This is a genomic window from Streptomyces sp. NPDC090445 (assembly GCF_044769385.1).
Taxonomy (GTDB): Bacteria; Actinomycetota; Actinomycetes; order Streptomycetales; family Streptomycetaceae; genus Streptomyces.
The window spans coordinates 342,544-366,851 of record NZ_JBIVXV010000007.1 but is presented as its reverse complement, the minus strand read 5'-3'; the positions used below and the strand labels follow the sequence as shown (position 1 = coordinate 366,851).

17 protein-coding genes are annotated in these 24,308 nt (G+C 72.5%); 12 read left to right on the top strand and 5 right to left on the bottom strand.

Translation table 11 applies throughout. The features are described from left to right. Positions 1 to 236: 236 nt before the first annotated feature. Positions 237 to 815 carry an NADPH-dependent FMN reductase gene (locus ACIQUT_RS18535; protein WP_403563966.1) on the bottom strand — a complete coding sequence of 193 codons (579 nt, stop codon included), beginning with the start codon at positions 813 to 815 and terminating at the stop codon, positions 237 to 239. 241 nt (positions 816 to 1,056) lie between these two features. Between ACIQUT_RS18535 and ACIQUT_RS18530 the strand changes: the two genes are divergently transcribed. Beyond that, positions 1,057 to 1,977 carry a pirin family protein gene (locus tag ACIQUT_RS18530; RefSeq protein ID WP_403563965.1) on the top strand — a complete coding sequence of 307 codons (921 nt, stop codon included), beginning with the start codon at positions 1,057 to 1,059 and terminating at the stop codon, positions 1,975 to 1,977. A 187-nt stretch (positions 1,978 to 2,164) separates the two neighbouring features. On the opposite strand, the gene ACIQUT_RS18525 is transcribed toward ACIQUT_RS18530, so the two are convergent. After that, on the bottom strand, positions 2,165 to 4,156 hold the full coding sequence (locus ACIQUT_RS18525; protein ID WP_403563964.1) for a galactose oxidase-like domain-containing protein: 1,992 nt from the start codon (positions 4,154 to 4,156) through the stop codon (positions 2,165 to 2,167). A 332-nt stretch (positions 4,157 to 4,488) separates the two neighbouring features. On the opposite strand from ACIQUT_RS18525, the gene ACIQUT_RS18520 reads away from it, so the two are divergent. Continuing rightward, complete coding sequence (locus ACIQUT_RS18520) at positions 4,489 to 6,756, top strand: Dyp-type peroxidase (protein ID WP_403563963.1); 2,268 nt, start codon at positions 4,489 to 4,491, stop codon at positions 6,754 to 6,756. Positions 6,757 to 6,906: 150 nt separating this feature from the next. After that, positions 6,907 to 8,124 (top strand): hypothetical protein, encoded by a 1,218-nt coding sequence (locus ACIQUT_RS18515; RefSeq protein WP_403563962.1) that lies wholly within the window; start codon positions 6,907 to 6,909, stop codon positions 8,122 to 8,124. Between the two features lie 170 nt (positions 8,125 to 8,294). Here ACIQUT_RS18515 and ACIQUT_RS18510 read toward each other — a convergent pair whose 3' ends face one another. Then, positions 8,295 to 8,975: a TetR/AcrR family transcriptional regulator gene (locus ACIQUT_RS18510; RefSeq protein ID WP_403563961.1), complete on the bottom strand. Its 681-nt coding sequence runs from the start codon at positions 8,973 to 8,975 to the stop codon at positions 8,295 to 8,297. A gap of 182 nt (positions 8,976 to 9,157) precedes the next feature. Between ACIQUT_RS18510 and ACIQUT_RS18505 the strand changes: the two genes are divergently transcribed. The 9 genes from ACIQUT_RS18505 to ACIQUT_RS18465 all read left to right on the top strand — a co-directional run bounded on the left by ACIQUT_RS18505 (position 9,158) and on the right by ACIQUT_RS18465 (position 22,458). Beyond that, positions 9,158 to 9,712, top strand: coding sequence for an SRPBCC family protein (locus ACIQUT_RS18505; protein ID WP_403563960.1), 555 nt, complete (start codon positions 9,158 to 9,160; stop codon positions 9,710 to 9,712). A 108-nt stretch (positions 9,713 to 9,820) separates the two neighbouring features. Continuing rightward, positions 9,821 to 11,410, top strand: a complete 1,590-nt coding sequence (locus ACIQUT_RS18500; protein WP_403563958.1) for a class I adenylate-forming enzyme family protein — start codon at positions 9,821 to 9,823, stop codon at positions 11,408 to 11,410. Then, complete coding sequence (locus ACIQUT_RS18495) at positions 11,410 to 12,672, top strand: FAD-dependent oxidoreductase (protein ID WP_403563957.1); 1,263 nt, start codon at positions 11,410 to 11,412, stop codon at positions 12,670 to 12,672. The genes ACIQUT_RS18500 and ACIQUT_RS18495 overlap by 1 nt, the downstream gene beginning before the upstream one ends. Further along, positions 12,672 to 14,681, top strand: coding sequence for an FAD/NAD(P)-binding protein (locus ACIQUT_RS18490; protein ID WP_403563956.1), 2,010 nt, complete (start codon positions 12,672 to 12,674; stop codon positions 14,679 to 14,681). The genes ACIQUT_RS18495 and ACIQUT_RS18490 overlap by 1 nt, the downstream gene beginning before the upstream one ends. Further along, positions 14,678 to 16,120: a 3-carboxy-cis,cis-muconate cycloisomerase gene (pcaB, locus tag ACIQUT_RS18485; protein WP_403563955.1), complete on the top strand. Its 1,443-nt coding sequence runs from the start codon at positions 14,678 to 14,680 to the stop codon at positions 16,118 to 16,120. Before ACIQUT_RS18490 ends, pcaB begins: the two co-directional genes overlap by 4 nt. Positions 16,121 to 16,201: 81 nt before the next feature. Continuing rightward, positions 16,202 to 17,635, top strand: coding sequence for an MFS transporter (locus ACIQUT_RS18480; protein WP_403563954.1), 1,434 nt, complete (start codon positions 16,202 to 16,204; stop codon positions 17,633 to 17,635). 73 nt (positions 17,636 to 17,708) lie between these two features. Then, positions 17,709 to 19,811 (top strand): molybdopterin oxidoreductase family protein, encoded by a 2,103-nt coding sequence (locus ACIQUT_RS18475; protein ID WP_403563983.1) that lies wholly within the window; start codon positions 17,709 to 17,711, stop codon positions 19,809 to 19,811. Then, on the top strand, positions 19,808 to 21,226 hold the full coding sequence (locus tag ACIQUT_RS18470; protein ID WP_403563953.1) for an FAD-dependent oxidoreductase: 1,419 nt from the start codon (positions 19,808 to 19,810) through the stop codon (positions 21,224 to 21,226). The genes ACIQUT_RS18475 and ACIQUT_RS18470 overlap by 4 nt, the downstream gene beginning before the upstream one ends. After that, the gene (locus ACIQUT_RS18465; protein ID WP_403563952.1) at positions 21,223 to 22,458 is read left to right on the top strand and encodes an FAD-dependent oxidoreductase; all 1,236 of its coding nucleotides are present in this window, start codon (positions 21,223 to 21,225) and stop codon (positions 22,456 to 22,458) included. Before ACIQUT_RS18470 ends, ACIQUT_RS18465 begins: the two co-directional genes overlap by 4 nt. Positions 22,459 to 22,603: 145 nt before the next feature. Here ACIQUT_RS18465 and ACIQUT_RS18460 read toward each other — a convergent pair whose 3' ends face one another. Continuing rightward, complete coding sequence (locus ACIQUT_RS18460) at positions 22,604 to 22,915, bottom strand: DUF6415 family natural product biosynthesis protein (protein ID WP_403563951.1); 312 nt, start codon at positions 22,913 to 22,915, stop codon at positions 22,604 to 22,606. A gap of 118 nt (positions 22,916 to 23,033) precedes the next feature. Next, complete coding sequence (locus ACIQUT_RS18455; RefSeq protein ID WP_403563950.1) at positions 23,034 to 24,257, bottom strand: helix-turn-helix domain-containing protein; 1,224 nt, start codon at positions 24,255 to 24,257, stop codon at positions 23,034 to 23,036. Positions 24,258 to 24,308 lie beyond the last annotated feature (51 nt).

The following is a 24,308-nucleotide window of genomic DNA, read 5'->3' as shown; positions in this document are numbered from 1 at the left end:
CACCCCCCAGGTCATCCCTTCGACAGGGGGCAGACAGCCATACCGGGCCCGGGGGCCAGGCGCCCCGTTTCGGGGCCACGAGAAAGGTAACGGGGCGGGCGGCCCTTCGGTGAGGGGGGAGACGAGCAGGAGCTGGCGACTCCGGTCGACGGGTGGTGCGTGTGGGGGTGTGGGGATGGAGATTGCGGATGGGATGGGGATGGGGATGGGGGGATGGGTTGGAGCGTGGGGGTGGGTCAGACGGTGCCGTTGGCCAGGGCCCGGGTCTCGCGGATCTTGGTGCCGAGCGTGTCGAGCAGCTGCTGGAGGATCTCGACGGCGGTCTCGTCCGTCAGGTTGCCGGCCTCGTCGAAGCGCTCGTGGGCGCGGAAGATCTGCAGCTCGGGCTTGGTCACGACCTTGGAGTCCGTCCACAGGAACATCTGGCGCAGGGCCAGCTGGGCGCGGACGGTGCCGAAGTTGGTCGGGGCGGCGCCGGCGATCGCGATCGGCTTGCCGGTCAGGGAGGAGTCGAAGGCCGGGCGGCTCGCCCAGTCCAGGGCGTTCTTCAGGACGCCGGGGATCCCGTAGTTGTACTCGGGGGTGGCGATGAAGAGGCCGTCGGCCTCGATGATGCGGCGGCGCAGGTCGGCGACGGCGGCCGGGGCCGGCTCGACGTCCAGGTCCTCGTCGTACAGCGGGATGTCGCGCAGGCCCTCGTAGATCTCGATGTTCAGGTCCCCGGGGGCGTGCTTCTGCGCGGCGCGGACGAGGGCGCTGTTGAACGACTCGCTGCGCAGGCTGCCGGAGATGGCGAGGATCTTGAGCTCGGGCATGGACTGTCCTTCCGCAAAAGTGACATGCGCAGCGAATGCCAGTGGCGGCATGCCCCTGCGATTACGGGGTGTGGGTGTGCGGCGGTGCGATGGGCAGGAGTCTGTCCGCGCACGCGGGGCACCGACAATCGCGGCCGCCGGTATCTGTCAGTTAAGGGCGGGGCCGCACCTCTGGCGCGTAACTGAACTGAACCGTATAGTTCATTCCATTGGCGACCCCCGACCGACGAGAGAAGGCATCATGACCACGCTGGGCTCCGCCCTCGGCACCGCTGCCGCAACCGCTGCCGCCACCACCGCTGCCGCGCCCCGCTCGGTGGTCGACGTCCTGCAGCCCCTCCACACCCTGGAGGGCGAGGGGTTCCCGGTCCGCCGGCTCTTCCCCACGCCGCAGATCCCGCAGCTCGACCCGTTCCTGCTGCTCGACCAGGCCGGGCCGGTGGACCTCGGCCCGGGCGAGCCCAAGGGCACCCCCGACCACCCGCACCGCGGCTTCGAGTCCCTCGCCTACGTCCTGGAGGGCGACCTCGCGTACGCCGACTCCACCGGCAACCGCGGCGTGGTGGCGCCGGGCGGCGTGCGGTGGCTGACCGCGGGCGCGGGCGTGGTGCACTCCGCGGAGCCGGCCGACGCCTTCCGCGCGGCCGGCGGCCTCCAGCACAACCTGCAGCTCTGGGTGAACCTGCCGGCCTCCCTCAAGGGGCTCCGCCCGCGCACGCAGCACCGCACCGCGGAGCAGATCCCGGTGGTCCGGCGGCTCGACGGGTCCTGGTTCAAGGTGATCGCGGGCACCGCCCTCGGCGTGACCGGCCCGTTCGAGACGCAGGTCCCGGTGACCGTCGTGCACGCCTCCGTCGCCCCGGGCGAGAGCGCCGAACTGCCCGCGCCGCAGGGCCGCAACGCGGCCGTGTACGTCTTCTCCGGCAGCGGCTTCGTCGCCGCGGCGGAGGTCACCGACGGCGAGCTGGCGGTCCTCTCGGACGGGGGCGACACCGTACACATCGAAGGCGGGCCCATCGGGGCCGACTTCCTCTTCCTCAGCGGCGAGCCGATCGGCGAACCGGTCTACCGCGGCGGCCCGTTCGTGATGAGCACCCCGGAGGAGATCGAGGACGCCTTCGACGACTACGCCGCCGACCGCCTCGGCCGCTACGAGGACTAGAAGCAGACCAGGAGCGGAACAGGAGCGGGCCGGGAGCGGAGGAGCGGGCGCCACGTTTCCGGGGACGGCCGGACACGTCGGCCGCGGCGGCGGAACCGCAGGCGGAGCCGCCGGGGCGAGCCCCCGGCCGGCCCCGTGGCTTGCGCCCCGGGGGCCGGCCGGGGGTTCGCCCCGGCGGGGGCGGGTGTCAGTCGCCGGACGCCTCGGCCTCGGCGGCGCCGGCAGCGCCCGCGGCGGCGGCCTGCGCGGGCTTGAGCTGGACCCAGCCCGCCTTGCTCGGTGCGCCCTCCTCGTTGAGGAGGAAGAGCATGTAGTAGCCGGGCGGGGCCGCGGCGGCGCTCGGCGGGGCCTGGAGCTCCAGGAAGTTGCCGCCGCGGCTCTTGATGCGCAGTTCGAGGTGGCGCTGGCTGGTGTTGACCGCGTGGGTCGCGGTGGTCGGGGCCAGCAGAACGGCGCGGGTGACGTCGTTGGGGGTGCTGGTGCTGACCGTGATCTTCTCGTCGTAGCCGACGGTGGGGTTGAGGACCAGGCCGAGCGAGGGGCGGCTGCCCTGGTGGAGGTAGGCGGGCTCGTAGATCTCGATGCTGCCGTTGTTGTTGTCGGTGATGTCGGGGTCGTTGGCGAGCTGCTGGAGCTCATCGCCCGTGATCATGACGCGGCCGTCCGGGAGGACCACGGCGTTGGAGTGGTAGCCGCGGGGCAGCCGCTGGACGGGGCCGAGCTTCCAGTCGCCGTTCTCGTCGCGCAGTTCGGTCTGGCGGTACTTGAGGTCGGCGTTGGGGTTGTACGGCCCGTTGCCGTAGTTGCGGATGTCGAAGGCGCCGTTGACCGTGAGCAGGTTGCCGTTCGGCAGGAGCAGGGTGTCATCCTGGGTGCGGCCGAAGGCGCGGGGCTTCTCGGTGTTCCACTTGCCGCCGGCCAGACGGTAGGTGTTCGGGTCGTCGCGGTCGCCGCCGAGGACCAGGACCGAGTCGGGGCCCCGGAAGCCGGCCGGCAGGGGGACCGCCGAGCCGTAGTTGCGCCTCCACTCCCCGCCGTCCGGGCCGGGCTTGGCCTTGTTGACGTCCGGGCGGTCCGGCAGGTCGGTCTTGGTGTCGGCCGCGGTGTCGAAGCGCCACTGCTGGTCCACGGATCGGCCGAGACCGTAGATCTTCCCGTCGCGCAGCGAGAACAGGTGGGGGTAGTCCCACTTGAACGGGGCCTCGGTCGCCAGCTTGTCCACCCCCCAGCCGACCGGCTTGACCGTCTTCTCGAAGGGCACCGGGTGGGCCGCGGCGGGGAAGCGCTCGACGACCGGGGTGGGGGTGCCCCAGCCGAGCTCCGACTGGCCGGACATGATGACCTGGCGGCCGTCCGCGCCGGTGACCACGCTCGGGTACCAGCGGCCCACGGACATGTCCTGGTTCAGGTACCACTCCTCCGCCCAGGGGTCGAAGACCAGCGACAGCTTGGCGCCGGTGCCCCCGTTGCCGCCGAGGTTTCCGCCGAAGACGCCGAGCATGCCGTTGGGCAGGTAGGAGTGGCCGGCGCAGAAGAACGGGGCCGGGCGGGGCTCGTTCTTGCCGTCGGGCATGTTGACGACCGGCGGCTTCTTCTCGGTGAACGCAGTGGGGCCGGTGCCCTTGGCGGGGTCCCAGATCCAGGCGCGGCCGGCGTTCGCCGCGCCGATGGTGTCGGTGGGCGCCGGCTCCTTCTGCGGGTTGGTCTCGATGCGCTCGAACGAGAACAGCAGGACCTTGCCGGTGGGCAGCAACGCGATGTGGGCTGCGAAGTCCGGGGACTGGAAGTACTCCCGGAACCGGCCGAAATCCGCGGCGTCGAAGGACGCGTTGGCCTTCTCCTGGGAGGCGGTCAGCGCCTTCAGCCGCTCCGTCCGGGTGGTCTGCGGGTACTCGCCGACGCCGGCCACGGCCATCCGGGTACGGGCGTGTTCCTCTGCGTGCTCCCTGCCGAGTGTCGCCGCCTCCTCCGGGTCGACGGCGACCGGGGCCGTCGCCGCCCGGGAGGCAGGGGCGTACGGGAAGGCGTCGCCGTGGCCTCTGTCCCCGTGACCGGTGTGGGCGAGTACGGGCCCTGCCGACGCCAGGGCCACGGACGCGGCCATTGCGGTGGCGGCGCAGGCGGAGATCGCCGCGGCGAGCCTCCGGCGGGCCGTCAGGGGCGGATTGCTGCGGGACATGGGACTCCTTGCAGGAGGGAGGAGGGCGCAGGCGGCTCCGGCCGAGGGGGACATGTCGGGCAGGGCTGCACCAGGACTGCCACACGTTCACGCACAGTGACGGGTTTCAGTTTTCCGGCGTGCCTCCCGGCTGTCATCCGGAGACACGCAGGCGGGTGCCCCGGACCGCTCGAATGCCTCAACTTGGCCCACTACCAGCGCAGTCACGCGGCAGTCGAGTGGCGGACGGCCCCGGCGGCCGCGCCGACCACGGAAGGACATACCGGGCACCGCATAACCTGTCGATTACTCTGTGCAACATTGCGCGGGGGTGTCGACCTTCTGGAGAGAGCATGGTGGACGGACTCAAGCTGCGTGAGAGCGACGACATCCAGGGCGATGTGATCGCCGGCTTCAAGAAGGACCAGATGACCCTGCTGTTCCTCAAGTTCGAGGACGCGGCGCGGGCGCGTGCCTGGGTCAAGGCCCTGGAACCGCAGATCTCCACGACACGGCAGGTGGCGACGTTCAACGCCGCCTTCAGCCAGGCCAGGAAGGCGGCGGCCGGCGACGACCCGAAGGCACTGAAGGCCACCTGGATCAACGTCGCCTTCACGTACGCGGGCCTGCGGGAGCTGGCCGGGAAGGACCCGCTGCCCTCCGCCGCGCCCGGCAGCGGGCTGGAGGCCTTCAAGCAGGGCTCGGACAAGCGGGCGCTCGGGGACACCGGTGACAGCTCGCCGGAGAGGTGGCTCTTCGGCAACGGCAAGGGCGAGCCCGTCCACGCCGTCCTCACCATCGCCTCGGACACCGTCCAGGACCTCCATGCGACGGTCAGGCAGCAGCGGGAGGCGTGCGCCGCAGCCAAGATCGTCACCGTGTTCCAGCAGGACGCCGCCACACTGCCCGGCAGCCGCAGGGGCAAGGAGCACTTCGGCTTCAAGGACGGCATCAGCGAGCCCGGCGTGATCGGTTTCGACGAGCCGGACCCGGTCAAGGCCGAGTACGTCAAGGGCCATCACGGCACCCGGCTGATCCCGCCCGGCGAGTTCGTCGTCGGCCTCGACCGGGTCGGCGGCGTGCCGCACGACACGCCCGACTGGGCGGACAACGGAAGCTTCCAGGTGGTGCGCCGGCTCGACCAGGACGTCCCGGGCTTCTGGTCCCAGGTCGCCGGGCAGCTGAAGGTGCTCAAGGAGGCCAAGGTGGTGCCGCCCGAGGCCACCGCGGAGTGGCTGGCCGCCCGCCTCGTCGGCCGGTGGCGGTCCGGCACACCCGTCGCCACGTGCCCGAACGCCGACAGGCCCTCCAACGCACTGGCCGGCGACGACAACGACTTCGGCTACCGCAGCGACCCCGAGGGCTTCATCACCCCGCTCTTCTCGCACCTGCGGAAGACCAACCCCCGCGACGGCCTGCAGGAGAAGCCCGGCGATCCGCCCTTCGACGAGAATCCGGTGATGGACCGCCGCCGGATCATCCGCCGCGGCGCCCCGTACGGCGCGCCCTTCGACCCCGCCTCGGAGGGGCCGGGCGGGCCCGACGAGAAACGCGGTCTGCTCTTCGTCTGCTACCAGTCGGACCTCGTGCAGCAGTTCGAGTTCATCCAGAGGGCGTGGATCGACAGCCCGGACTTCCCGCCCAACCGGAACAACAGGCCCGGCCCCGACGGAATGGTCGGCGCCGCCGGAAAGCTCAACTACGAGACCCCCGGCAAGACCACTCAGCTGGCCCTGACCCAGTTCGTCGTCACCGAGGGCTCCGTCTACGCCTTCGTACCCTCGCTGAGGCTGCTGAGGCTGCTCGGTGACGGCCGCCTCACCGACAAGCCGCCCACCGCCATCCGGCCGACCGACGCCTTCCTGCCCGTCCCCGGCATGCAGCGGGACAACCGCAAGAGCTGGTACTGGGCGTACGGGACGGGCAGCGACGGCGGCTCCGTCTGCCGGACCCTCTCCATCGCCGACGGGGACGAGCACACGGACGTCCGGGAACGCCCCGACCGGCCGCTGAGCACATGGCCGTGCTACGCCGGGGTGACGAAGGTCGACGCGATCCTGCCCGTTCCGGACGAGCAGCGGATCAACGGCCGCAGCCGGTTCTGGCTGTTCCACACCGTGGAGGGCCGGCAGGTCTACCGGCTCATCTCGATCGCCGACGGAGCCGAGACCGGACTCCCGCCCGAACAGGCCGGCCGGGTCGACCGCCCCGACCGCGCCCTCTCCGCGTGGGGGTCGTTCAGCGGCATGCAGCAGGTCGACGCCTTCCTGCCGGTCCCCGACATGCAGCGGCAGGCCGGCAAGAGCTACTACTGGGTGTTCCACACCCTGATGGGCAGCCAGGTCTACCGGCTCATCTCGATCGCCGACGGCACCGCACACCAGGACGTCATCGAGCGCGGCGACCGCGGGCTCGACCTGTGGCGGTCGCTGACCGGGATCACGCGTGTCGACGAATTCCTCGCCGTACCGGACATGCAGCTGATCAACGGCATGAGCCTGTTCTGGGTGTTCCACCAGGACAAGTACCGGATCATCGTGATCCGCGACGGCAGAGGCCACGAGGACCAGATCACGGTCGAGGACCGCCCCCTGACCATGTGGCCGTCCCTGACCGCCTGACCGCCCCCGGCGCACCGACCCCCGACCGCACGAGGCCGGGGGTCGGTACGGACGCGGACGAACGAGCGACTGGACCCGAGATCGTTTCATCTCGGCGTCGGGGTCCCGCTTTGCCGGATGCCGGCGGCGAGGGTGTCCTAGCATCCTCGCGTGACTGACTTCAGTGATGTCGCCCGGGCAGGTTCGGGCGCCGCACGCGCGGCCCGTTTCGGTTGGCGGATCTACAACCAACGCCGCTGGTACCGGTACTTACGCTACCAAGCGGTCGTCAATGCCCTGATGGTCGGGGACGATGTCGACTACCCCACGCCGCCGGAAGCCCACGAGGCCGCGCTGCGCCTGTGCGAGATCCTCGACGCCCTGTTCGTGCCCCTGGAGATACAGACAGGCATTCTCAACAGGCTGGGGCGCTGGTTCCGGGAGACGATCACCTGCGGTGTGCGCTATCCGCTCCACAACGGCCGGAGCGCCCAGACGTACTGGGACCGGCTCTATCGGTGGGCCAAGGCGGCCGCCGAAACGGACGGCGGTGCCGAAGCACTCGACTACGCCAGGTTTCCGAACGGCGAGGACCGGGCCCACGTCTTCGCCCAGCGGGTAGTGGCCAAGACCTCCGCCCTGCTGCTGAGCCATGCCCTGCCGGACGAGGCACTGAACGAGATCCGTGACCGGATGTCGGTCCAAGTGCACCGAGGGCAGACCCGGGCGCAGGCTGTTGACACGCATCGGCGGGTGATCGCCCTCGCCCGCACGGCGACGGCCGGTGTGGCGTCGACTTTCGTGCTCCACTTCGGGTTCGACCAGGACCTGAGCAACTCCCTCACCGTGGGCGGCGCCGCTCTCGCATCAGCGGCGATCCACGAGGCCACGACCGGCGGCTTTCACAGCCTGACAGAGCCGATGCTGGCGGCTCGCCGGCAGGCGGCCGCCTGGCTGGCCACCATGTCGATGTGGCTGATCCACTACGTGACGTGGCGGGATGGACTGATCCGCCGAGGACAGGGCGACGGCATCCACCAACTGTTGAGCATCGTCACGTCGATCAGAGCGAACGAAGCCAAGCTGGAACCCCTACAGGACACCGAGCGCATCGAGCGCCACCTCAGACGCCTGATCGAGAATGCGAGCAGGGTGGGCGACGGCGAGTTGGAGTCCGCATTGATGAACCTGGAGAGCGCCGTCCTGTACCAGCCGGAACGGATCCTCAACTCCCTCACAGCACTCATCTCCCTCGTCGACGGAATATCCGGTGTCCCCGGGCCGGAGCCCGACGCGGGCATTCCGGGACCGATGCTGTCCGGTGGCGTTCCCCTTCAGCTCGACCGCCGAAATCGGGCGGATGGCCGCGTCCAGGAGGACAATCCCTAGGCGAACGCGTCCGAGGACTTCGGACACATGAAGCGAGGGCCTTGCGGGTTCGTCCGCGTCGACACTTCAAGGCCCTCACAACAGCCCTTTGCCCAAAGGGTGATGGCGCAGACCGGTCACCGGGCCGCTGATCGGCTACGGCCACGGACCGGCACATCGGCCTTGTCCCTCTACAGGTCCACGCCGTACTGGTTGAGGAACATGTCCACCCCGCCCTGGAGCAGGCGTTCGGCGAGGTCTTCGTCCAGGGCCGTGCCGTACACCCCGTAGACCAGATGCGGGGACAGCACCAGCCCCGACAGCTGGAGCACGGCCAGTTCCATGTCCGGGATGCGCAGCAGCCCGCGCTGGTCCAGCCGGCCCAGGGCGGAGGCCAGGGCGGCGTGCTGGCGGCCGGGGCCCTCCTCCTGCCAGGTCCGGCCGAGTTCGGGGAAGCGGTGCCGCTCGCCCGCGATCACGTTGCGCAGGGCCAGTACGTCGGGCGTGGTGAGGCCGGCGACCCAGATCCGGCAGGCTTCGAGGAGGTCGGCGCGGACGTCGTCGGATTCGGCGAGCTTGGCCTGGATGACCGACTGGGCGACGTCCAGGGCCTCGTCGAGGGTCTGCCCGATGACGGCGTTGAACAGGTTCTCCTTGCTGCCGAAGTGGTTGTAGACGGTGACCTTGGAGACGCCCGCCTCGGCGGCGAGCTGGTCGACTCCGGCGCCGAACCCCTCGCGCAGGAAGACCGTCCGGGCTGCGGCCAGGATGGCCTGCCGTTTGCGCGCGGCGCGCGCCCCGGACGGGCCTGCGGGGGCCGCGGGGGCAGTGGGGGTCGTGGGGGTTTCTGCGGTGCTGGTCCGTGCGGTCATGTCGTTCGTCCCCAACTTCCTCGACTTCCTCGGCTCGGAACCAGTCTAGATCCCAACTGAACTGAACCGTTGCGTTCAATTGAACTGAACTGTATGGTTCATCTAGCTGAGCAGCCCAAGCGGGGCGGCAGAAGCGGAAGTTGAAGACACCCGACGTTGCATCACTCAGGAGGACACCCGCTATGAGCGGCACCCAGACCCCCCTCTTCCGGTCCCGGGCCCAGATCCACGTCTCGGCCGCCCCGGCCGAGGTGTACGCGGTCGTGAGCGACCTCGCCCGCAGCGGCGAGTGGAGCCCCGAGTGCCTCGGCGGGGAGTGGACCACCGGCGAGCCCGGCGCGGTCGGCTCGGTCTTCCGCGGCGAGAACGAGCGCAGCGAGGAGGTCGTCGCCTGGGCGCCGGTGGTGCGCGGCACGTGGACGACGCACGCCGAGGTCGTCGCGGCCGAGGCCGGCCGGACCTTCCAGTGGGCCATGCACAACAGCAAGGGCGAGAAGCAGGACAGCGTCTGGGGCTTCACGATCGAGGCCGACGGCGAGGGCAGCCTCCTGGCCCACCACTTCCGGATGGGCACCGCCACCGAGGGCATCCGCGGCATCACCGCCGGGATGGACGGCGAGCAGAAGCAGCAGTTCTTCGCCGAGTGGGGCGACAAGGTCGCCGGCGACCTGGCCGAGACCCTCGGCCGCATCAAGGCCGTCATCGAGAAGGAAGAGGGCGCGCGCGGCGACGCCTGACCGCCCCTCTCTCCCCTCCCCCCTGCAACTCCCTCCGAACAGCGAGCAACGAACAGCGAGCACCGGCAACCGACGCCATCCGTACGTGACTTGAGAAGGGCAAAGGCGATGATTCTGCAGCGCATCGGGAACAAGGGCATACGGCTCGGGACCCTCTTCGAGCGGGCCGCAAAGAAGCACCCGACGAACGTCGTGATCCTCGACCACGACCTGGACGTCGCCCCGGCGCTCGGCCGCCGGGCGACCGTGGCCGAGGTGGCCGACCTGATCGACGACCTCGCCTCCCGGCTCTGGGCCGCGCAGGTCCGCCCCGGCCGCCGCGTGGTGATCTACAAGTCCGACGGCTTCGACATCACCCTGCTGGCCTGCGCCGCGGTCCGCATCGGCGCGGTACCGGTGCTGCTGTCGCCGAAGCTCGACGGCGAGACCGTGGCCGAGCTGGTGCGCCGCACCGAGCAGCCGTACCTGCTCACCGACCAGAACAAGCTGGAGACGGAGCTGCCCGCCTCGGTCTTCGAGGAGGCCGAGCAGGTCCTGCTCACCTCCGGCAGCTACAAGGAGGCCACCGAGCTCGCCTCGCTGGCCGGCTCGCCCCGGGTGCCGGCGGTGACGATGCCGCCCGAGCACCCGACCCTGATCACCCACACCTCCGGCACGACCGGCACCCCCAAGCTCGCCGTCCACACCGGAGCCACCCTCGAAGCGCGCTACCGCCCCCAGGCCGCGATCACCAGGCCGCTCCTCCCGGGCCGCGAGACCATCGCGATGCACGTCTCCTTCGTGCACTCCCGCCTGATCACCGCCCTGGCCATCTCCCTCTTCCGCGGCTACCCGATCGTCGTCCTCGCCGACTCCGACCCGAAGAAGGCCGCCGACCTCTTCGCACAGCTGCGCCCCGGCATCCTGGAGGCCCACCCCAACTCCTTCATGGAGTGGGAGGAGCTCGCGGACGACCCGCGCAAACCCCTGGCCAACGTCAAGCTGTTCTCCAGCACCTTCGACGCGATCCACCCGCGCACCGTGCAGCGGCTGCTGGCCGCCACCGAGCGCACCGCCCCGATCTTCGGCCAGCTGTACGGGCAGAGCGAGATCGGCCCGGCCGTGGCCCGGTCCTTCTCCAAGCGCCGCGGGCTCGACGCCGACGGCCGCTGCGTGGGGATGCCCTTCCCCGGCATGACCGACGTCCGCGTCGTCAGCCGCAACGGGCTGCCGGTCTCGGAGTCCAACCCCGGCTTCATCGAGGTCAGGAGCGACGGCCGGATCGTCACCTACCTCGGCGAGCAGGAACGTTACGACAAGCAGGTCAACGACGGCTGGTGGCGCATGGGCGACGTCGGCTACCGCACCAAGTGGGGCTGTGTGCACCTGCTGGACCGCGAGGTCGACCTGATCGAGGGCTTCGGCTCCACCCTCGCCGCCGAGGACACCCTCTTCACCAGGCTGGAGGACCTCGCCGAGGTCATCATCATCCCCGACGAGAACGGCCGGGCCGTCCCCGTGGTCTGCACCCGGGACGACAAGCCGCTCGACCCCGCCGCCTGGCAGGCCGCCACCGCCGGCCTGCCCCCGATGTCCGACCCCGTCCAGTGGCGGCAGTCCGACCTGCCGCAGACGGCCACCACCAAGATCAAGCGTCTCGAACTCGCCCGTCTCATCGCCGCCGGCACCGGCTCGCAGCTCACCGAGGAGAAGATCTGATGTCCAAGCTCATCATCGTCGGCGGCGGAATCGGCGGCCTGGCCACGGCCCTCTCGGTCGCCCGGCAGGGCCACGAGGTCCTCGTCCTGGAACGCGCCCCCCAGTTCGCCGAGATCGGCGCGGGCATCCAGCTCGCCCCCAACGGACTGCACGCCCTCGACCGGCTCGGCCTCGGCGAGGCCGTCCGCTCCACCGCCGTGCAGATGGACGCGCTCACCTTCATGGACGGCGTCACCGGCGAGCACGTGGCCGGCCTCGACCTCACCGAGCACTACCGGGAGCGGTTCGGCAACCCGTACGCGGTCGTCCACCGCGCCGAACTGCACACCAAGCTGCTGGAGGCCTGCCGGGCCGACGAGTCCATACGGCTGCGCAGCGCCGTCACCGCGGTCGGCTACGAGCAGGACGCCACCAGCGCCACCGTCGTCCTGGAGGACGGCGAGCGCATCACCGGCGACGCCCTGATCGGCGCCGACGGCATCCACTCCGCGATCCGCGGCCAGCTCGTCGGCGACGGCGCCCCCCGCAACTCCGGGATCACCGTCTACCGGGCGATCATCCCGATGGAGCAGGTCCCCGAGGAGCTGCGCCACCTGACCTCCGTCACCTGGTGGACCGGCCCCGGCTGCCACTTCGTGCACTACCCGATCGCCGGCGGCAAGTACCTCAACCTCGCCGCCAGCAGCGACAACAAGGCCACCGAGGCCGTGGCCGGCGTCCCCGCCACCCCGGGCGACATCCGGCGCGAGTTCGCCGCGCTCGGCGAGGACGCGCAGCGCCTGCTCGCCCTCGGCGAGGGCTGGAAGTCCTGGGTCCTCGTCGACCGCGACCCGGTCTCGAACTGGGTCGACGGCCGGGTCGCCCTCCTCGGCGACGCCGCCCACCCGATGCTCCACTACGTGGCCCAGGGCGCCTGCCAGGGCCTGGAGGACGCGGTCACCCTCGGCGACCTCCTCGACTGCGACGCCGACGAGTTCCCACAGCGCTTCGAGAAGTTCAACGCCGAGCGGCAGGAGCGCACCGGCCGGATCCAGCTCCTGGCCCGGGAGAGCATCAAGCTCTGGCACACCTCCGGCGCGGCCGCCACCGACCGCAACGCCGTCCTGCGCTCCTTCTCCCGCGACGAACTCCACGACTACGTCGCCTGGATGCACGGCTTCCGCGTCCCCGCCCCGGATGCCCTGGCCGCCTCGGCCGCCCGGACCGCCCAGACCGCCCAGACCGCCCCGAACGCCCAGACCGCCCCGAACGGAGAGCAGTGATGACCACGTACCGCGACAACGTCCAGGTGGCGATCATCGGAGCCGGCCCCCGCGGTCTCTCCGTCCTGGAGCGCCTGTGCGCCAACGAGCGCAGCAACCCCTCGCACGGAGCGGTCACCGTCCACGTGGTCGACCCCTCGGCGCCCGGCGCCGGCCAGGTCTGGCGGCCCGACCAGTCCCAGCACCTGCTGATGAACACGGTCGCCTCCCAGATCACCGTCTACACCGACGACAGCGTGCAGACCGAAGGCCCGATCGAGCCCGGCCCGAGCCTGTACGAGTGGGCGCAAGGCCTCGCCGCGTCCGGCGAGGGAGACAGCAAGAACGAGAACGAGGGCGACGCGGCCACGGTCGCCGAGGCCCGCCGCCTCGGCCCGAACACGTACCCCTCCCGCGCCTTCTACGGCAGCTACCTGCGCGCCACCTTCGAGCGGGTCGTCTCCCTCGCCCCCGCCCACGTCACCGTCGAGGTCCACCGCTCCCGGGCCGTGGCCATGGCCGACACCCACGGCACCCCGGGCAGCCTCCAGGGCGTCCGCCTGGAGAACGGCACCCGGCTCAACGACCTCGACGCCATCGTCATGGCCCAGGGCCACGTACCGGCCCGGCTCACCCCCCGCGAGGCCAAGACCGCGAGCCTCGCCCGCATCCACCACCTCACCTACATCACCCCCGCCAACCCGGCCGACCTCGACCTGAACACCGTCAAGCCCGGCCAGAACGTCCTGCTGCGCGGCCTCGGCCTGAACTTCTTCGACCACATGGCCCTCTTCACCGCCGGTCGCGGCGGGGAGTTCGTCCGCGGCGACGACGGCCGCCTCACCTACCGCGCCTCCGGCAACGAGCCGGTGCTGTACGCCAGTTCGCGCCGGGGCATCCCGTACCACGCCCGCGGCGAGAACGAGAAGGGCGCCTACGGCCGCTACCTGCCGCGCCTGCTCACCCCCGCCCGGATCGAGGAGCTGCGCCGCCGCTCCGAGGACGGCGAGGGCATCGACTTCACCGCCGACCTGTGGCCGCTGATCTCCCGCGAGACGGAGAGCGTCTACTACGGGGCCCTGCTCGCGGCCCGCGGCCGCGGCGACGAGCGCGAGGGGTTCACCGCCCGCTTCCTGTCGCTGGCGGACGAGGAGGACCGGTCCTCGCTCCTGGACGTGTACGGCATCGGCGCGGACGGGCGCTGGAACTGGGAGAAGCTCTCCCGCCCGTACGGCGACCGCGAGTTCACCAGCCGCGAGGACTTCCGGGCCTGGCTGGTCGACTACCTGGCCGCCGACGTCCGCGAGGCCCGGGCCGGCAACCTCAGCGGCCCCCTCAAGGCGGCCCTGGACGTCCTGCGCGACCTGCGCAACGAGATCCGCCTCGCCGTCGACCACGGCGGCCTGACCGGCGACTCGCACCGCGACGACCTGGAGGGCTGGTACACCCCGCTCAACGCCTTCCTCTCCATCGGCCCGCCGGCCTCCCGGATCGAGGAGATGATCGCCCTGATCGACGCCGGGGTGCTCGTCCTGACCGGTCCCGGGACCGAGATCCGCGTCGACACGGCCGCCGGCGACGACGCCGCGTTCATCGCCCGGTCCCGCAGCGTCCCCGGCCCCGCGGTCCGCTCCACCGTGCTCATCGAGGCCCGGCTGCCCGAGCCCGACCTGCGCCGCACCGACGACCCGCTGCTGCGCCACCTCCTCGACACCGAGCAGTGCACCACGTACCGGATCTCCGGCCCCGACGGCACCGGCTACGAGTCCGGCGGCCTCGCCGTCACCGAGCGCCCGTACCGGCTCCTCGACGCCCGCGGCCGCGCCCACCCGCGCCGGTTCGCGTACGGGGTGCCCACCGAGTCCGTGCACTGGGTCACCGCGGCCGGCATCCGCCCGGGCGTCGACTCGGTCACACTCGGCGACTCCGACTCCATCGCCCGCTCCGTCCTCGCCCTGCCGCCCGTCTCCGTCGTCCCGGCCGGGGTCTCCCTGCCCGCCGAGACCGACCTGACCGGCGTCCTCGTATGAGCACCGCCGCCGCTCCCGGCGGGGCGCAGGGCGCGCTCACCGACGCGGGGCTGCTGTCGCCGGTGCGCGCCGGAACCCCCGCCGAGGAAGCCGTCTCCGACCTCGCCTGGCTCCAGGCCATGCTGGACGCCGAGGCCGCCCTGGCCCGCGCCCAGGCCGGGCTCGGCACCCTCCCGGAGGCGGCCGCCGACACCATCACCCGGTCCGCCCGGGCGGACCGCCTCGACCTGCGGGAACTCGCCCTGGCCGCCCGCGAGACCGCGAACCCGGTGGTCGGGCTGGTGCAGGCGCTGACCCGGGTGGTCGCCGCCGAGGACGCGCGGGCCGCCGAGTACGTGCACCGCGGCTCCACCAGCCAGGACATCCTCGACACCGGCGCCATGCTGGTGGCCGCCCGGACCCTGCGCCTGATCCGCGCCGACCTGGGCCGCACCGCCGCCGCCCTGGCCCGGCTGGCCGCCGAGCACCGGAACACGGCGATGGCCGGCCGCACCCTCGCCCTGCAGGCCGTGCCCACCACCTTCGGCCTGAAGGCGGCGGGCTGGCGGCAGCTGGTCCTGGACGCGGACGAGCGCCTGGCCCGGATCGCCGACGGCGGACTGCCGGTGTCCCTCGGCGGGGCCGCCGGAACCCTCGCCGGGTACCTGGAGTACGCCCGGATCGACGGCGCGGGGGAGCGGGAGCAGGACCCGGGCGCGTACCTGGACCGGCTGGTCGAGGCGTACGCCGCCGAGACGGGGCTGGCCCGCCCGGCCCTGCCCTGGCACGTGCTGCGGACCCCGGTCGCCGACCTCGCGGCCGCGCTCGCCTTCACCGCCGGAGCCCTCGGGAAGATCGCGATCGACGTGCAGAACCTGTCCCGTACGGAGGTCGGCGAGGTCGCCGAGCCGGCCGTGGCCGGCCGCGGCAGCTCCTCGGCGATGCCGCACAAGCGCAACCCGGTGCTGAGCACGCTGCTGCGCAGCGCCGCCCTCCAGGTGCCGGTGCTGGCGACGGGGCTGGTGCAGTGCCTGGTCTCGGAGGACGAGCGCTCCGCCGGCGTCTGGCACGCGGAGTGGCAGCTGCTGCGCGAGGCGCTGCGGCTGGTCGGCGGCGCGGCGCACACCGCGGTCGAGCTCGCCGAGGGGCTGTCGGCCCGGCCCGTACGGATGCACGCCAACCTGATGCTGACGGGCAGCCAGGTGGTGTCCGAGCGGATCGCGGCGGTGCTGGCGCCGGAGCTGGGGAAGGCGGCGGCGAAGCAGCTGCTGACCCGGGTCTCCGCGGCGGCGGAGGAGAGCGGCCGGCCGCTGCACGAGCTGCTCGCCGGGGAGCCGGCGCTCCAAGGCCGCTGGAGCGGTGAGGAGTTGGCGGCGCTGTGCGATCCGGCGGCGTACACGGGGGGCGCGGGCGCGCTGGTGGACCGGGCGCTGAAGCGGTCTAACCGAGTCGGCAGTTGAGGCTGCGCTGACGCTTGAGTTCGAACTGAACTGAACTGTATAGTTCACAGTGTCAGCCACCGAACAGAAAGCCGAGGAGCCATGACGTCGCCCGCGCCCGCACGTCCCGCAACCGGACGCTGGATCGAGGACTGGGACCCCGAGAACGAGGAGTTCTGGCAGCGGACCGGAAAGCGGATCGCACGCCGCAACCTGGTCCTCTCGGTCCTCTCCGAGCACATCGGCTTCTCCGTGTGGAGCATGTGGTCCGTCCTCGTGCTCTTCATGTCGCCCGCGATCGGCCTGGGCTTCACCCCCGCCGAGAAGTTCCTCCTGGTCGTCGTCCCCACCCTCGTCGGCGCCGCCCTGCGGCTGCCCTACAGCCACGCGGTGACCCGCTTCGGCGGCCGCAACTGGACCGTCTTCGCCTCCGGGATCCTGATCGTCCCCGCCCTGGCAGCCCTCTGGTTCATCCAGCGGCCCGGCACCCCGCTGTGGGTGTTCCTGCTGATCGGGGCCGTCGGCGGAGTCGGCGGAGGCAACTTCGCCTCCTCGATGACCAACATCACCGCCCTCTTCCCCCAACGCCACCAGGGCTGGGCCCTCGGCATCAACGCGGGCGGCGGCAACCTCGGCGTCGCCGCCATCCAGCTCATCGGCCTCCTCGTCATCGCCACCGCCGGCAGCACCCACCCCGCGTATGTCATCGCCGTCTACATCCCGCTGATCGTGCTGGCCTCGGTCCTCGCCGCCTGGAAGATGGACAACTTCACGGCCGTACGCAGCGCCCCCGGCGCCCAGCGCGAGGCCGCCCGCAACCCGCACACCTGGTGGATATCCCTCCTCTACGTCGGCACCTTCGGCTCCTTCATCGGCTACGGCTTCGCCTTCGGCCTCGTCCTGCAGAGCCAGTTCGGCGCCACCCCCCTCCAGTCCGCCTCCTACACCTTCCTCGGCCCGCTGCTCGGCTCCCTCTTCCGGCCCGTCGGCGGACTGCTGTCCGACCGGTGGGGCGGCGCCCGCGTCACCCTGGCCACCTTCCTGGCGATGGCCGCCGGCACCGGCGCCCTCCTGCTCGCCTCCGCGAGCGGCTCGTACGGGCTGTTCGTCGCCGGCTTCACCGCCCTGTTCGTCCTGACCGGCATCGGCAACGGCTCCACCTACAAGCTCATCCCGGCCGTCTTCGCCCGGCAGGCCCAGGACGAGGTCACCTCCGGGCACGACGCGGAGGCCGCCTTCGCCCGCGCCCGCCGGCTCTCCGGCGCGGTCATCGGCATCGCCGGCGCGGTCGGCGCCCTCGGCGGAGTCGGCGTCAACCTGGTCTTCCGCAGCGCCTACAGCGGGCCCGACCCCTCCGGCGAACCGGCCTTCCTCGCCTTCCTCGGCTTCTACGTGGTCTGCGTCCTGGTCGTCTGGGCGGTCTACCTGCGCCGCACCGGCACCCCCGGCACCCCGGCGGCCCCGGCCGCTGCGACCACCGCGGCCGCCACGGCCACCGCAGCCGAGCCGGCCCGAGCGGAGGCCACCCGTGTCTGAGACCGCCACGACCGCCACCCGGCCGGCCGAGACCGCGACCCCCTCGTCCGAGACGGCGACCCGCCCCTCCGAGATCGCCACCCACTGCCCCTACTGCGCCCTCCAGTGCGGCACCCGGCTCACCCACGACACCGGCCGCACGACCGTCCGCCCCGACCCCGCCTTCCCCGTCAACCAGGGCGGCCTCTGCCAGAAGGGCTGGACCGCCCCCGCCCTCCTCGACACCCCCGGCCGCATCACCCGCCCCCTCGTCCGCGGCGCCGACGGCCGACTCGCCCCCGCCGACTGGGACACCGCCCTCGACCTCATCGCCGACCGGCTGAAGGCCATCCGCGACGAGCACGGCCCCGACGCGGTCGGCGTGTTCGGCGGAGGCGGCCTCACCAACGAAAAGGCCTACCAGCTCGGCAAGTTCGCCCGCGTCGCCCTCGGCACCAGCCAGATCGACTACAACGGCCGGTTCTGCATGTCCTCGGCGGCCGCCGCCGGTTCGGCCGCCTTCGGCCTCGACCGCGGCCTGCCCTTCCCCGTCACCGACCTCGCCTCCGCCGACGTCGTCCTTCTCGCCGGCGCCAACCCGGCCGAGACGATGCCGCCGCTGATGCGCCACCTCAACCACGCGCGGCTCATCGTCATCGACCCGCGCCGCACCCCCACCGCCGAGGCCGCCGCCCTGCACCTCCAGCCCACCCCCGGCACCGACCTCGCCCTCGCCCTCGGCCTGCTCCACCTCGCCGTCACCGAGGGCCACACCGACCGGGAGTACCTCGACAAGCGCACCACCGGCTTCGAAGCCGCATGGCGGCGGGCCGCCGCCTGGTGGCCCGAGCGGGTCGAACGCGTCACCGGCGTCCCCGTCGCCGAGATGCGCGAGGCGGTCGCCCTCCTGGCCGGCGCCGAGCGGGCGTACGTCCTGACCGGGCGCGGCGCCGAACAGCACAGCAAGGGCACCGACACCGTCGCCGCGTTCATCAACCTCGCCCTCACCCTCGGCCTGCCCGGCCGCGAGGGCAGCGGCTACGGCTGCCTCACCGGCCAGGGCAACGGCCAGGGCGGCCGCGAACACGGCCAGAAGGCCGACCAGCTGCCCGGCTACCGGATGCTCACCGACCCCGGCGCCCGCGCCCACGTCGCCGCCGTATGGGGCGTCGACCCCGACAGCCTGCCCGGCCCCGGCCGCAGCGCGTACGAACTCCTCGACTCCCTCGGCACCGGCGGCGGGCCGCGCGCCCTGCTCGTCTTCGGCTCCAACCCGGTGGTCTCCGCGCCCCGCGCCGCCCGCATCGCCGACCGGCTGGCCTCGCTCGACCTGCTCGTCGTCGCCGACTTCGTCCCCTCCGAGACCGCCGAGATGGCCGACGTCGTCCTCCCCGTCACCCAGTGGGCCGAGGAGGAGGGCACCATGACCAGCCTCGAAGGGCGCGTCCTGCGCCGCCGCCGGCTCCTCACCCCGCCCGGCGAGGCCCGCAGCGACCTCGACGTGCTCCGCGGCCTCGCCGTCCGCCTCGGCCAGGACCCCGCCCGCTTCCCCACCGCACCGCGCGAGGTCTTCGACGAGTTGCGCCGCGCCTCCCGCGGCGGCCGCGCCGACTACTCCGGCATCAGCTACGAACGCCTCGACGCCGGCGAAGCCCTGCACTGGCCCTGCCCCGCCACCCCCGACGGCGCCGCCCCGCACCCCGGGACACCGCGCCTCTTCCTCGACTCCTTCGCCCACCCCGACGGCCTCGCCCGGTTCGCCGAGGTCGAGCACCGCGACGCCGCCGAAACCCCCGACCCCGACTACCCGCTGTACGCCACCACCGGCCGGGTCCTCGCCCAGTACCAGTCGGGCGCCCAGACCCGCCGGATCCCCGAACTCTCGGCCGCCGCCCCCGAGGCCTTCGTCGAGATCCACCCCGACACCGCCGCCCGGCTGGGGCTGGACGAGGGCGCCGCCGCCGAGGTCACGTCGGCCCGCGGCAGCACCACCGCCCGGGTCCGGCTCGTCCCCTCGCTGCGCACCGACACGGTGTTCCTGCCCTTCCACTTCGCCGGGGCCGGGCGCGCCAACCTGATCACCTCGGCGGCCCTCGACCCGCGCAGCCGGATGCCCGAGTTCAAGGTGTGCGCGGTCCGCGTCGGACCCGCCCGCGCTTCGGCTGCCGCCCGCGACAACGCCGGAGCCGGGCTGTGAACGCGGGCGAGGTGCTGGTCGTCGGCGGCGGCAGCGCCGCCCACCGGTTCGCGGAACGGCTGCACCACCACGGCCACCGCGGCGGGGTGACCGTACTCGGCGCCGAACCGCGGGCCCCCTACCACCGGGTGCTGCTGGGCTCCGTCCTCGACGGCACCCTGCCCGGCGCCGCCCTCGCCCTGCCCGAACTGCCCGAGGGCGTACGGCTGCGCACCGGGGTCACCGTGACCCGCATCGACCGCCGCCGGCGCCTCGCGTACGCCGACGACGGCTCGGTCCACCGCTACGACACCCTGGTCCTCGCCACCGGCTCCCGACCCCGCATCCCCCGGATCCCGGGCCTGCCCCTGCCCCGGCCCGGCGGCACCGAAGGGGTCCTGGCCCTGCGCACCCTCGCCGACGCCGAACACGTGCTGCGGGCCGCGCCCGACGCGCGCCGCACCGTCGTCCTGGGCGCCGGGCTGCTCGGCGTCGAGGCCGCCGCCGCCCTGCGCCGGGCCGGGCACGAGGTGGCCCTCGTCCACCGCGGGCCGCACCCCCTGCACCGGCACGTCGACGCCACCGCCGGCGCCCTCCTCGGCCGGCGCCTGACCGAGCTGGGCGTGGAACTCCACACCGGCCGGCGGGCCACCGGGTACTGCTCCGGCAAGCTCACCCTGGACGACGGCAGCGTCCTGGCCGCCGACACCCTGCTGCTGTGCACCGGAGCCGTACCCGAAACGGAACTCGCCCGCCGGACCGGCCTCACGGTCCGCTCCGGGATCGTCGTCGACGGCCGGCTCCGCACCGACGACCCGCACATCCACGCCATCGGCGACTGCGCCGAACACCCCGGAGACACCACCGGACACCTCGAACCCGCCTGGGAACAAGCGGAGTCCCTGGCCCGGCAGCTCACCGGGACCGACGGCGCCCGGGAACACCACGGCACCCCCCACATCACCCGCCTGCGACTGCCCGGCACCGACCTGGTCCGCCTGGGCGGCTCCGGGGACGCCGGCGGCCCCGGCGGCGCCGAGGTGGTCACCTTCGCCGACCCGGCCCGCGGCCGCTATGCCCGCCTCACCCTGCACGACCAGCGCATCACCGGCGCGGTCCTGCTCGGCCTGCCGCGCGCCATCGCCGCCGTGAGCCGGCTGTACGAGCGCGGCCTGCCCGTACCGTCCGCCGGGCGGCTGGAGTTCCTGCTCGGCATCCCGCCCGCCGCGCCCGGCGCAGACGAGCTTCCCGACGACGCCGTCGTCTGCCGCTGCAACAACGTCACCAAGCACGCCATCACCGAGGCCTGCCGGGCCGGCGCCGCCGACGTGGAGGAGGTCGCCGCGGCGACCCGCGCCACCACCGGCTGCGGCGGCTGCACGAGCGCCGTGCGCTCACTGTGCGGCCTGGTCCGAACCGGAGGCACCCCGTCATGACCCGCACCCCCCGCACCCCCCGCACCCGCACCCTCGTCCTCGCCGGACACGGCATGGCCGGCCACCGCCTCGTGGAGGAACTGCGCGCCCTGGACCCGGCCGGGACCTGGCGGGTGGTGATCTTGGCCGAAGAACCCCATCCCGCATACGACCGGGTCGCGCTCTCCTCCTACCTGGACGGCGGCACCGCCGCCGACCTCGGCCTGCCCGCCCCGGGCCTCGCGACGGACCCACGCGTAGAACTGCGGCTCGCCACGGCCGTCGCCACGATCGACCGCACGACCCGTACGGTGACCACCACCGCCGGCGACACGATCGGCTACGACGCCCTGGTCCTGGCCACCGGCTCCAAGCCCTTCATCCCTCCCGTACCGGGCCACGACCTGCCCGGCTGCTTCGCCTACCGCACCCTCACCGACCTCGACGCGATCCGCGCGGCGGCCGTACCGGGCCGCCCCGGCGTGGTCATCGGCGGCGGCCTCCTCGGCCTGGAGGCGGCCAACGCACTCCGACTGCTCGGCATGGAACCGCACGTGGTGGAACTCGCCCCACGGCTGATGCCGCTCCAGGTCGACGCCGCCGGCGGCACCGTACTCGGACAACGGATCGCGGAACGCGGACTCCAGGCCCACTGCGGGGTCGCGACCGCATCGGTCCAGGCGGGCCCGGACGGCCGCGCCTCGGGCGTCGCCCTGGCGGACGGCACCGCCCTGGAAGCATCCGTGGTGATCTTCTCGGCAGGCGTACGCCCCCGCGACGAACTGGCCGCCCCGGCGGGCTTGGAGCGCGGCGAACGCGGCGGCTACCTGGTGGACGCGTTGTGCCGCACGGAGGACAGTCGCATCTGGGCGATCGGCGAATGCGCGGCCGTGTCGGGCCGCTGCTACGGCCTCGCCGCACCCGGCTACCGCATGGCCGAATCGGTGGCCCGCCAACTCCTCGGCCTGGGCGGCGAACCCTTCGAGCAGGCCGACATGTCAACGAAGCTGAAACTGCTCGGCGTGGAGGTGGCGAGCTTCGGCGACGCCCACGCCGGCGCGGCGGGCTCCCTGGAACTGAGCCGCCTGGACGAGACGCAGGGCACGTACGCGAAGCTCGTCCTCGACGCGGACGGCCGCACCCTCCTGGGCGGCATCCTCGTGGGCGACGCCCGTGCCTACGGCGACCTCCTCCCCTTCGTGGGCCGCCCGGCCCCCTCAGCAGCCCACCTGCTCCTGTCCCCGGCGTCCTGACCTGCGGGGCCGGAGCCGCAGTCGGGATCGCCGTACGCGTGGAGGTACTGATCGGGCCGGGCACCGGACGCCGAGAACGGGATGACCTTCACGTACACGGTGCTGCGGATCGTGCGCTGACAGCGCGCACAGACCCGGCCGCCGCTCACGCGGCCGCGACCCGGGACAGCAGCGCGTGGAGCCGGCGGAGCACGCGGGCCATGGCCCGCGTGTGGGTCCACCGGCCGAACGGCGACTCGGACGGCCCCTCGCGCAGGATGGCGTTCCAGTCGTCCAGCACCCGCACCGCGTCCGCGCTGTCGAGGGCGGCGACCTCGGGAAACCACAGGTCTCCGTACACCTGCAGATCGACCGCGATCCCGGCGATCTCGCCGTCCGCCGGCTTCTGCTCGAACGGCACGAGGGCCCGCGCGATCAACCGCGCCCCCGCATCCAGCTCCGCCTGCTCGATGGCCATACCGTCGCTCCTTACCGTCGTCACCGGGTGATGAGCCGACGGTAGGAGCGAGCGGGCACAACGTGGGGTGGGTTCCCTACCCCTTCGTGGGGAGGCAGGGTTCCTACCCGTCAGCCGATCAAGCGTTCAGGCCGAGTGCGAGGGCCAGTTCCCGCGCGTCCTCGCGCACCATGCGCGGGCCAGTCTTCGCCAGCTCAGGCAGAACCATCCGCGCATGCGTGCTGTAGCGGACGGTCTCCGGGGACGTCCGGTGTGCCTTGCCCAGGAGAGCCACCGCGGCGACGCCTTCGCCCTGCATGCCGTAGGCCCGTGCCGCCTCGACGAGGTGCCTGGCGCGCCGGGTAGCAGACGGCACCGCACTCAAGTCCAGCGCGGCCGCGGCCTCGACGGCCTTCCCCGGCTGGACGAGGCTCAGGTGAATGTCCAGGACGTACGCGTCCACGATGCCGTGCCCGAAGATCAGCCACGGATGGGCGTACCCTTCACCGAGCCGCCGAGCGGCGTCCTTCGCGCGGTCCCAGTACCGCCACGCCAGTCCGTTCCGGCCGACCTTGGCGTACGACAGGGCAGCCGCCAGCTGGAGCAGCCCCCACCGTGCCAAGCCGTCCGGATTCTCCTGGCTGAGCAGCGCGGCCGCCTGCTCAGCCAGCTCAACACGGGACTCAGCAGCTGTGTTGGCGTCCCTGTAGATGTGGTTCATGTACCAGGCCGCTCCAGCGATCGCACGGGGGCTATCGGCGTCCTGCGCAGCGGCCATCGACCGGTCTCCGACCATCACGATCAGCTCCGGCTCGGGCTGGAACGCGAGGAAGAGCTGGGCCAGGTGGTACACCTGCGCCTGCACGGCAAGGGCCTTTCGGCGGTCCGCGCCCTCCAGAGTGCGGACGGAGTACTGCGCGTCGGCCAGCAGATCCGGCAACAGCGCGGACACACGAGAACGGTGGTCCCCGTCGCCGTGCCACAGCCGCCAGGCCTGCCGGACGCGGGCGGCAAGCACCTCAGCCGACTCAGGCTCGGCATCACTGCGAGCAAGCTGGTAGGACGTCAGTGCTCGCTTGACCGCAGGCAGGGCGGCATGGACGGCCTTCGAGTACGTGGCCGCGGAGATTCGCTCGTCCCCGATCAGGTCCGCGATGTCGCACTCGTAGACCGTGGCCATGCGGATCAGCATGGGGAGGCGGGGCGTTCCGATGGCGCCTGTCTCGATTCCCTTGACCCACTCGGCGGAGCGGCCGACGAGGCCGCCGACGACGGCCCTGGTCAGGCCTGCGTGATCGCGGGCCGCTCTGGCACGGTGAGCGAACGTCTGGACGGCGGGTGCGGTGTCATGCTGCTCGGGCATGCTGGACACTCCGTTTCTGGCCTCGGCGCTGAAAACGCTACTCCCCTGAGG

What these genes read in the sequence shown, in the direction of transcription:
- ACIQUT_RS18535 (WP_403563966.1), bottom strand. Translation starts at nt 815, where the DNA reads ATGCCCGAGCTCAAGATCCTCGCCATCTCCGGCAGCCTGCGCAGCGAG.
- ACIQUT_RS18530 (WP_403563965.1), top strand. Translation starts at nt 1,057, where the DNA reads ATGACCACGCTGGGCTCCGCCCTCGGCACCGCTGCCGCAACCGCTGCC.
- ACIQUT_RS18525 (WP_403563964.1), bottom strand. Translation starts at nt 4,156, where the DNA reads ATGTCCCGCAGCAATCCGCCCCTGACGGCCCGCCGGAGGCTCGCCGCG.
- ACIQUT_RS18520 (WP_403563963.1), top strand. Translation starts at nt 4,489, where the DNA reads ATGGTGGACGGACTCAAGCTGCGTGAGAGCGACGACATCCAGGGCGAT.
- ACIQUT_RS18510 (WP_403563961.1), bottom strand. Translation starts at nt 8,975, where the DNA reads ATGACCGCACGGACCAGCACCGCAGAAACCCCCACGACCCCCACTGCC.
- ACIQUT_RS18505 (WP_403563960.1), top strand. Translation starts at nt 9,158, where the DNA reads ATGAGCGGCACCCAGACCCCCCTCTTCCGGTCCCGGGCCCAGATCCAC.
- ACIQUT_RS18500 (WP_403563958.1), top strand. Translation starts at nt 9,821, where the DNA reads ATGATTCTGCAGCGCATCGGGAACAAGGGCATACGGCTCGGGACCCTC.
- ACIQUT_RS18495 (WP_403563957.1), top strand. Translation starts at nt 11,410, where the DNA reads ATGTCCAAGCTCATCATCGTCGGCGGCGGAATCGGCGGCCTGGCCACG.
- ACIQUT_RS18490 (WP_403563956.1), top strand. Translation starts at nt 12,672, where the DNA reads ATGACCACGTACCGCGACAACGTCCAGGTGGCGATCATCGGAGCCGGC.
- pcaB (WP_403563955.1), top strand. Translation starts at nt 14,678, where the DNA reads ATGAGCACCGCCGCCGCTCCCGGCGGGGCGCAGGGCGCGCTCACCGAC.
- ACIQUT_RS18480 (WP_403563954.1), top strand. Translation starts at nt 16,202, where the DNA reads ATGACGTCGCCCGCGCCCGCACGTCCCGCAACCGGACGCTGGATCGAG.
- ACIQUT_RS18465 (WP_403563952.1), top strand. Translation starts at nt 21,223, where the DNA reads ATGACCCGCACCCCCCGCACCCCCCGCACCCGCACCCTCGTCCTCGCC.
- ACIQUT_RS18460 (WP_403563951.1), bottom strand. Translation starts at nt 22,915, where the DNA reads ATGGCCATCGAGCAGGCGGAGCTGGATGCGGGGGCGCGGTTGATCGCG.
- ACIQUT_RS18455 (WP_403563950.1), bottom strand. Translation starts at nt 24,257, where the DNA reads ATGCCCGAGCAGCATGACACCGCACCCGCCGTCCAGACGTTCGCTCAC.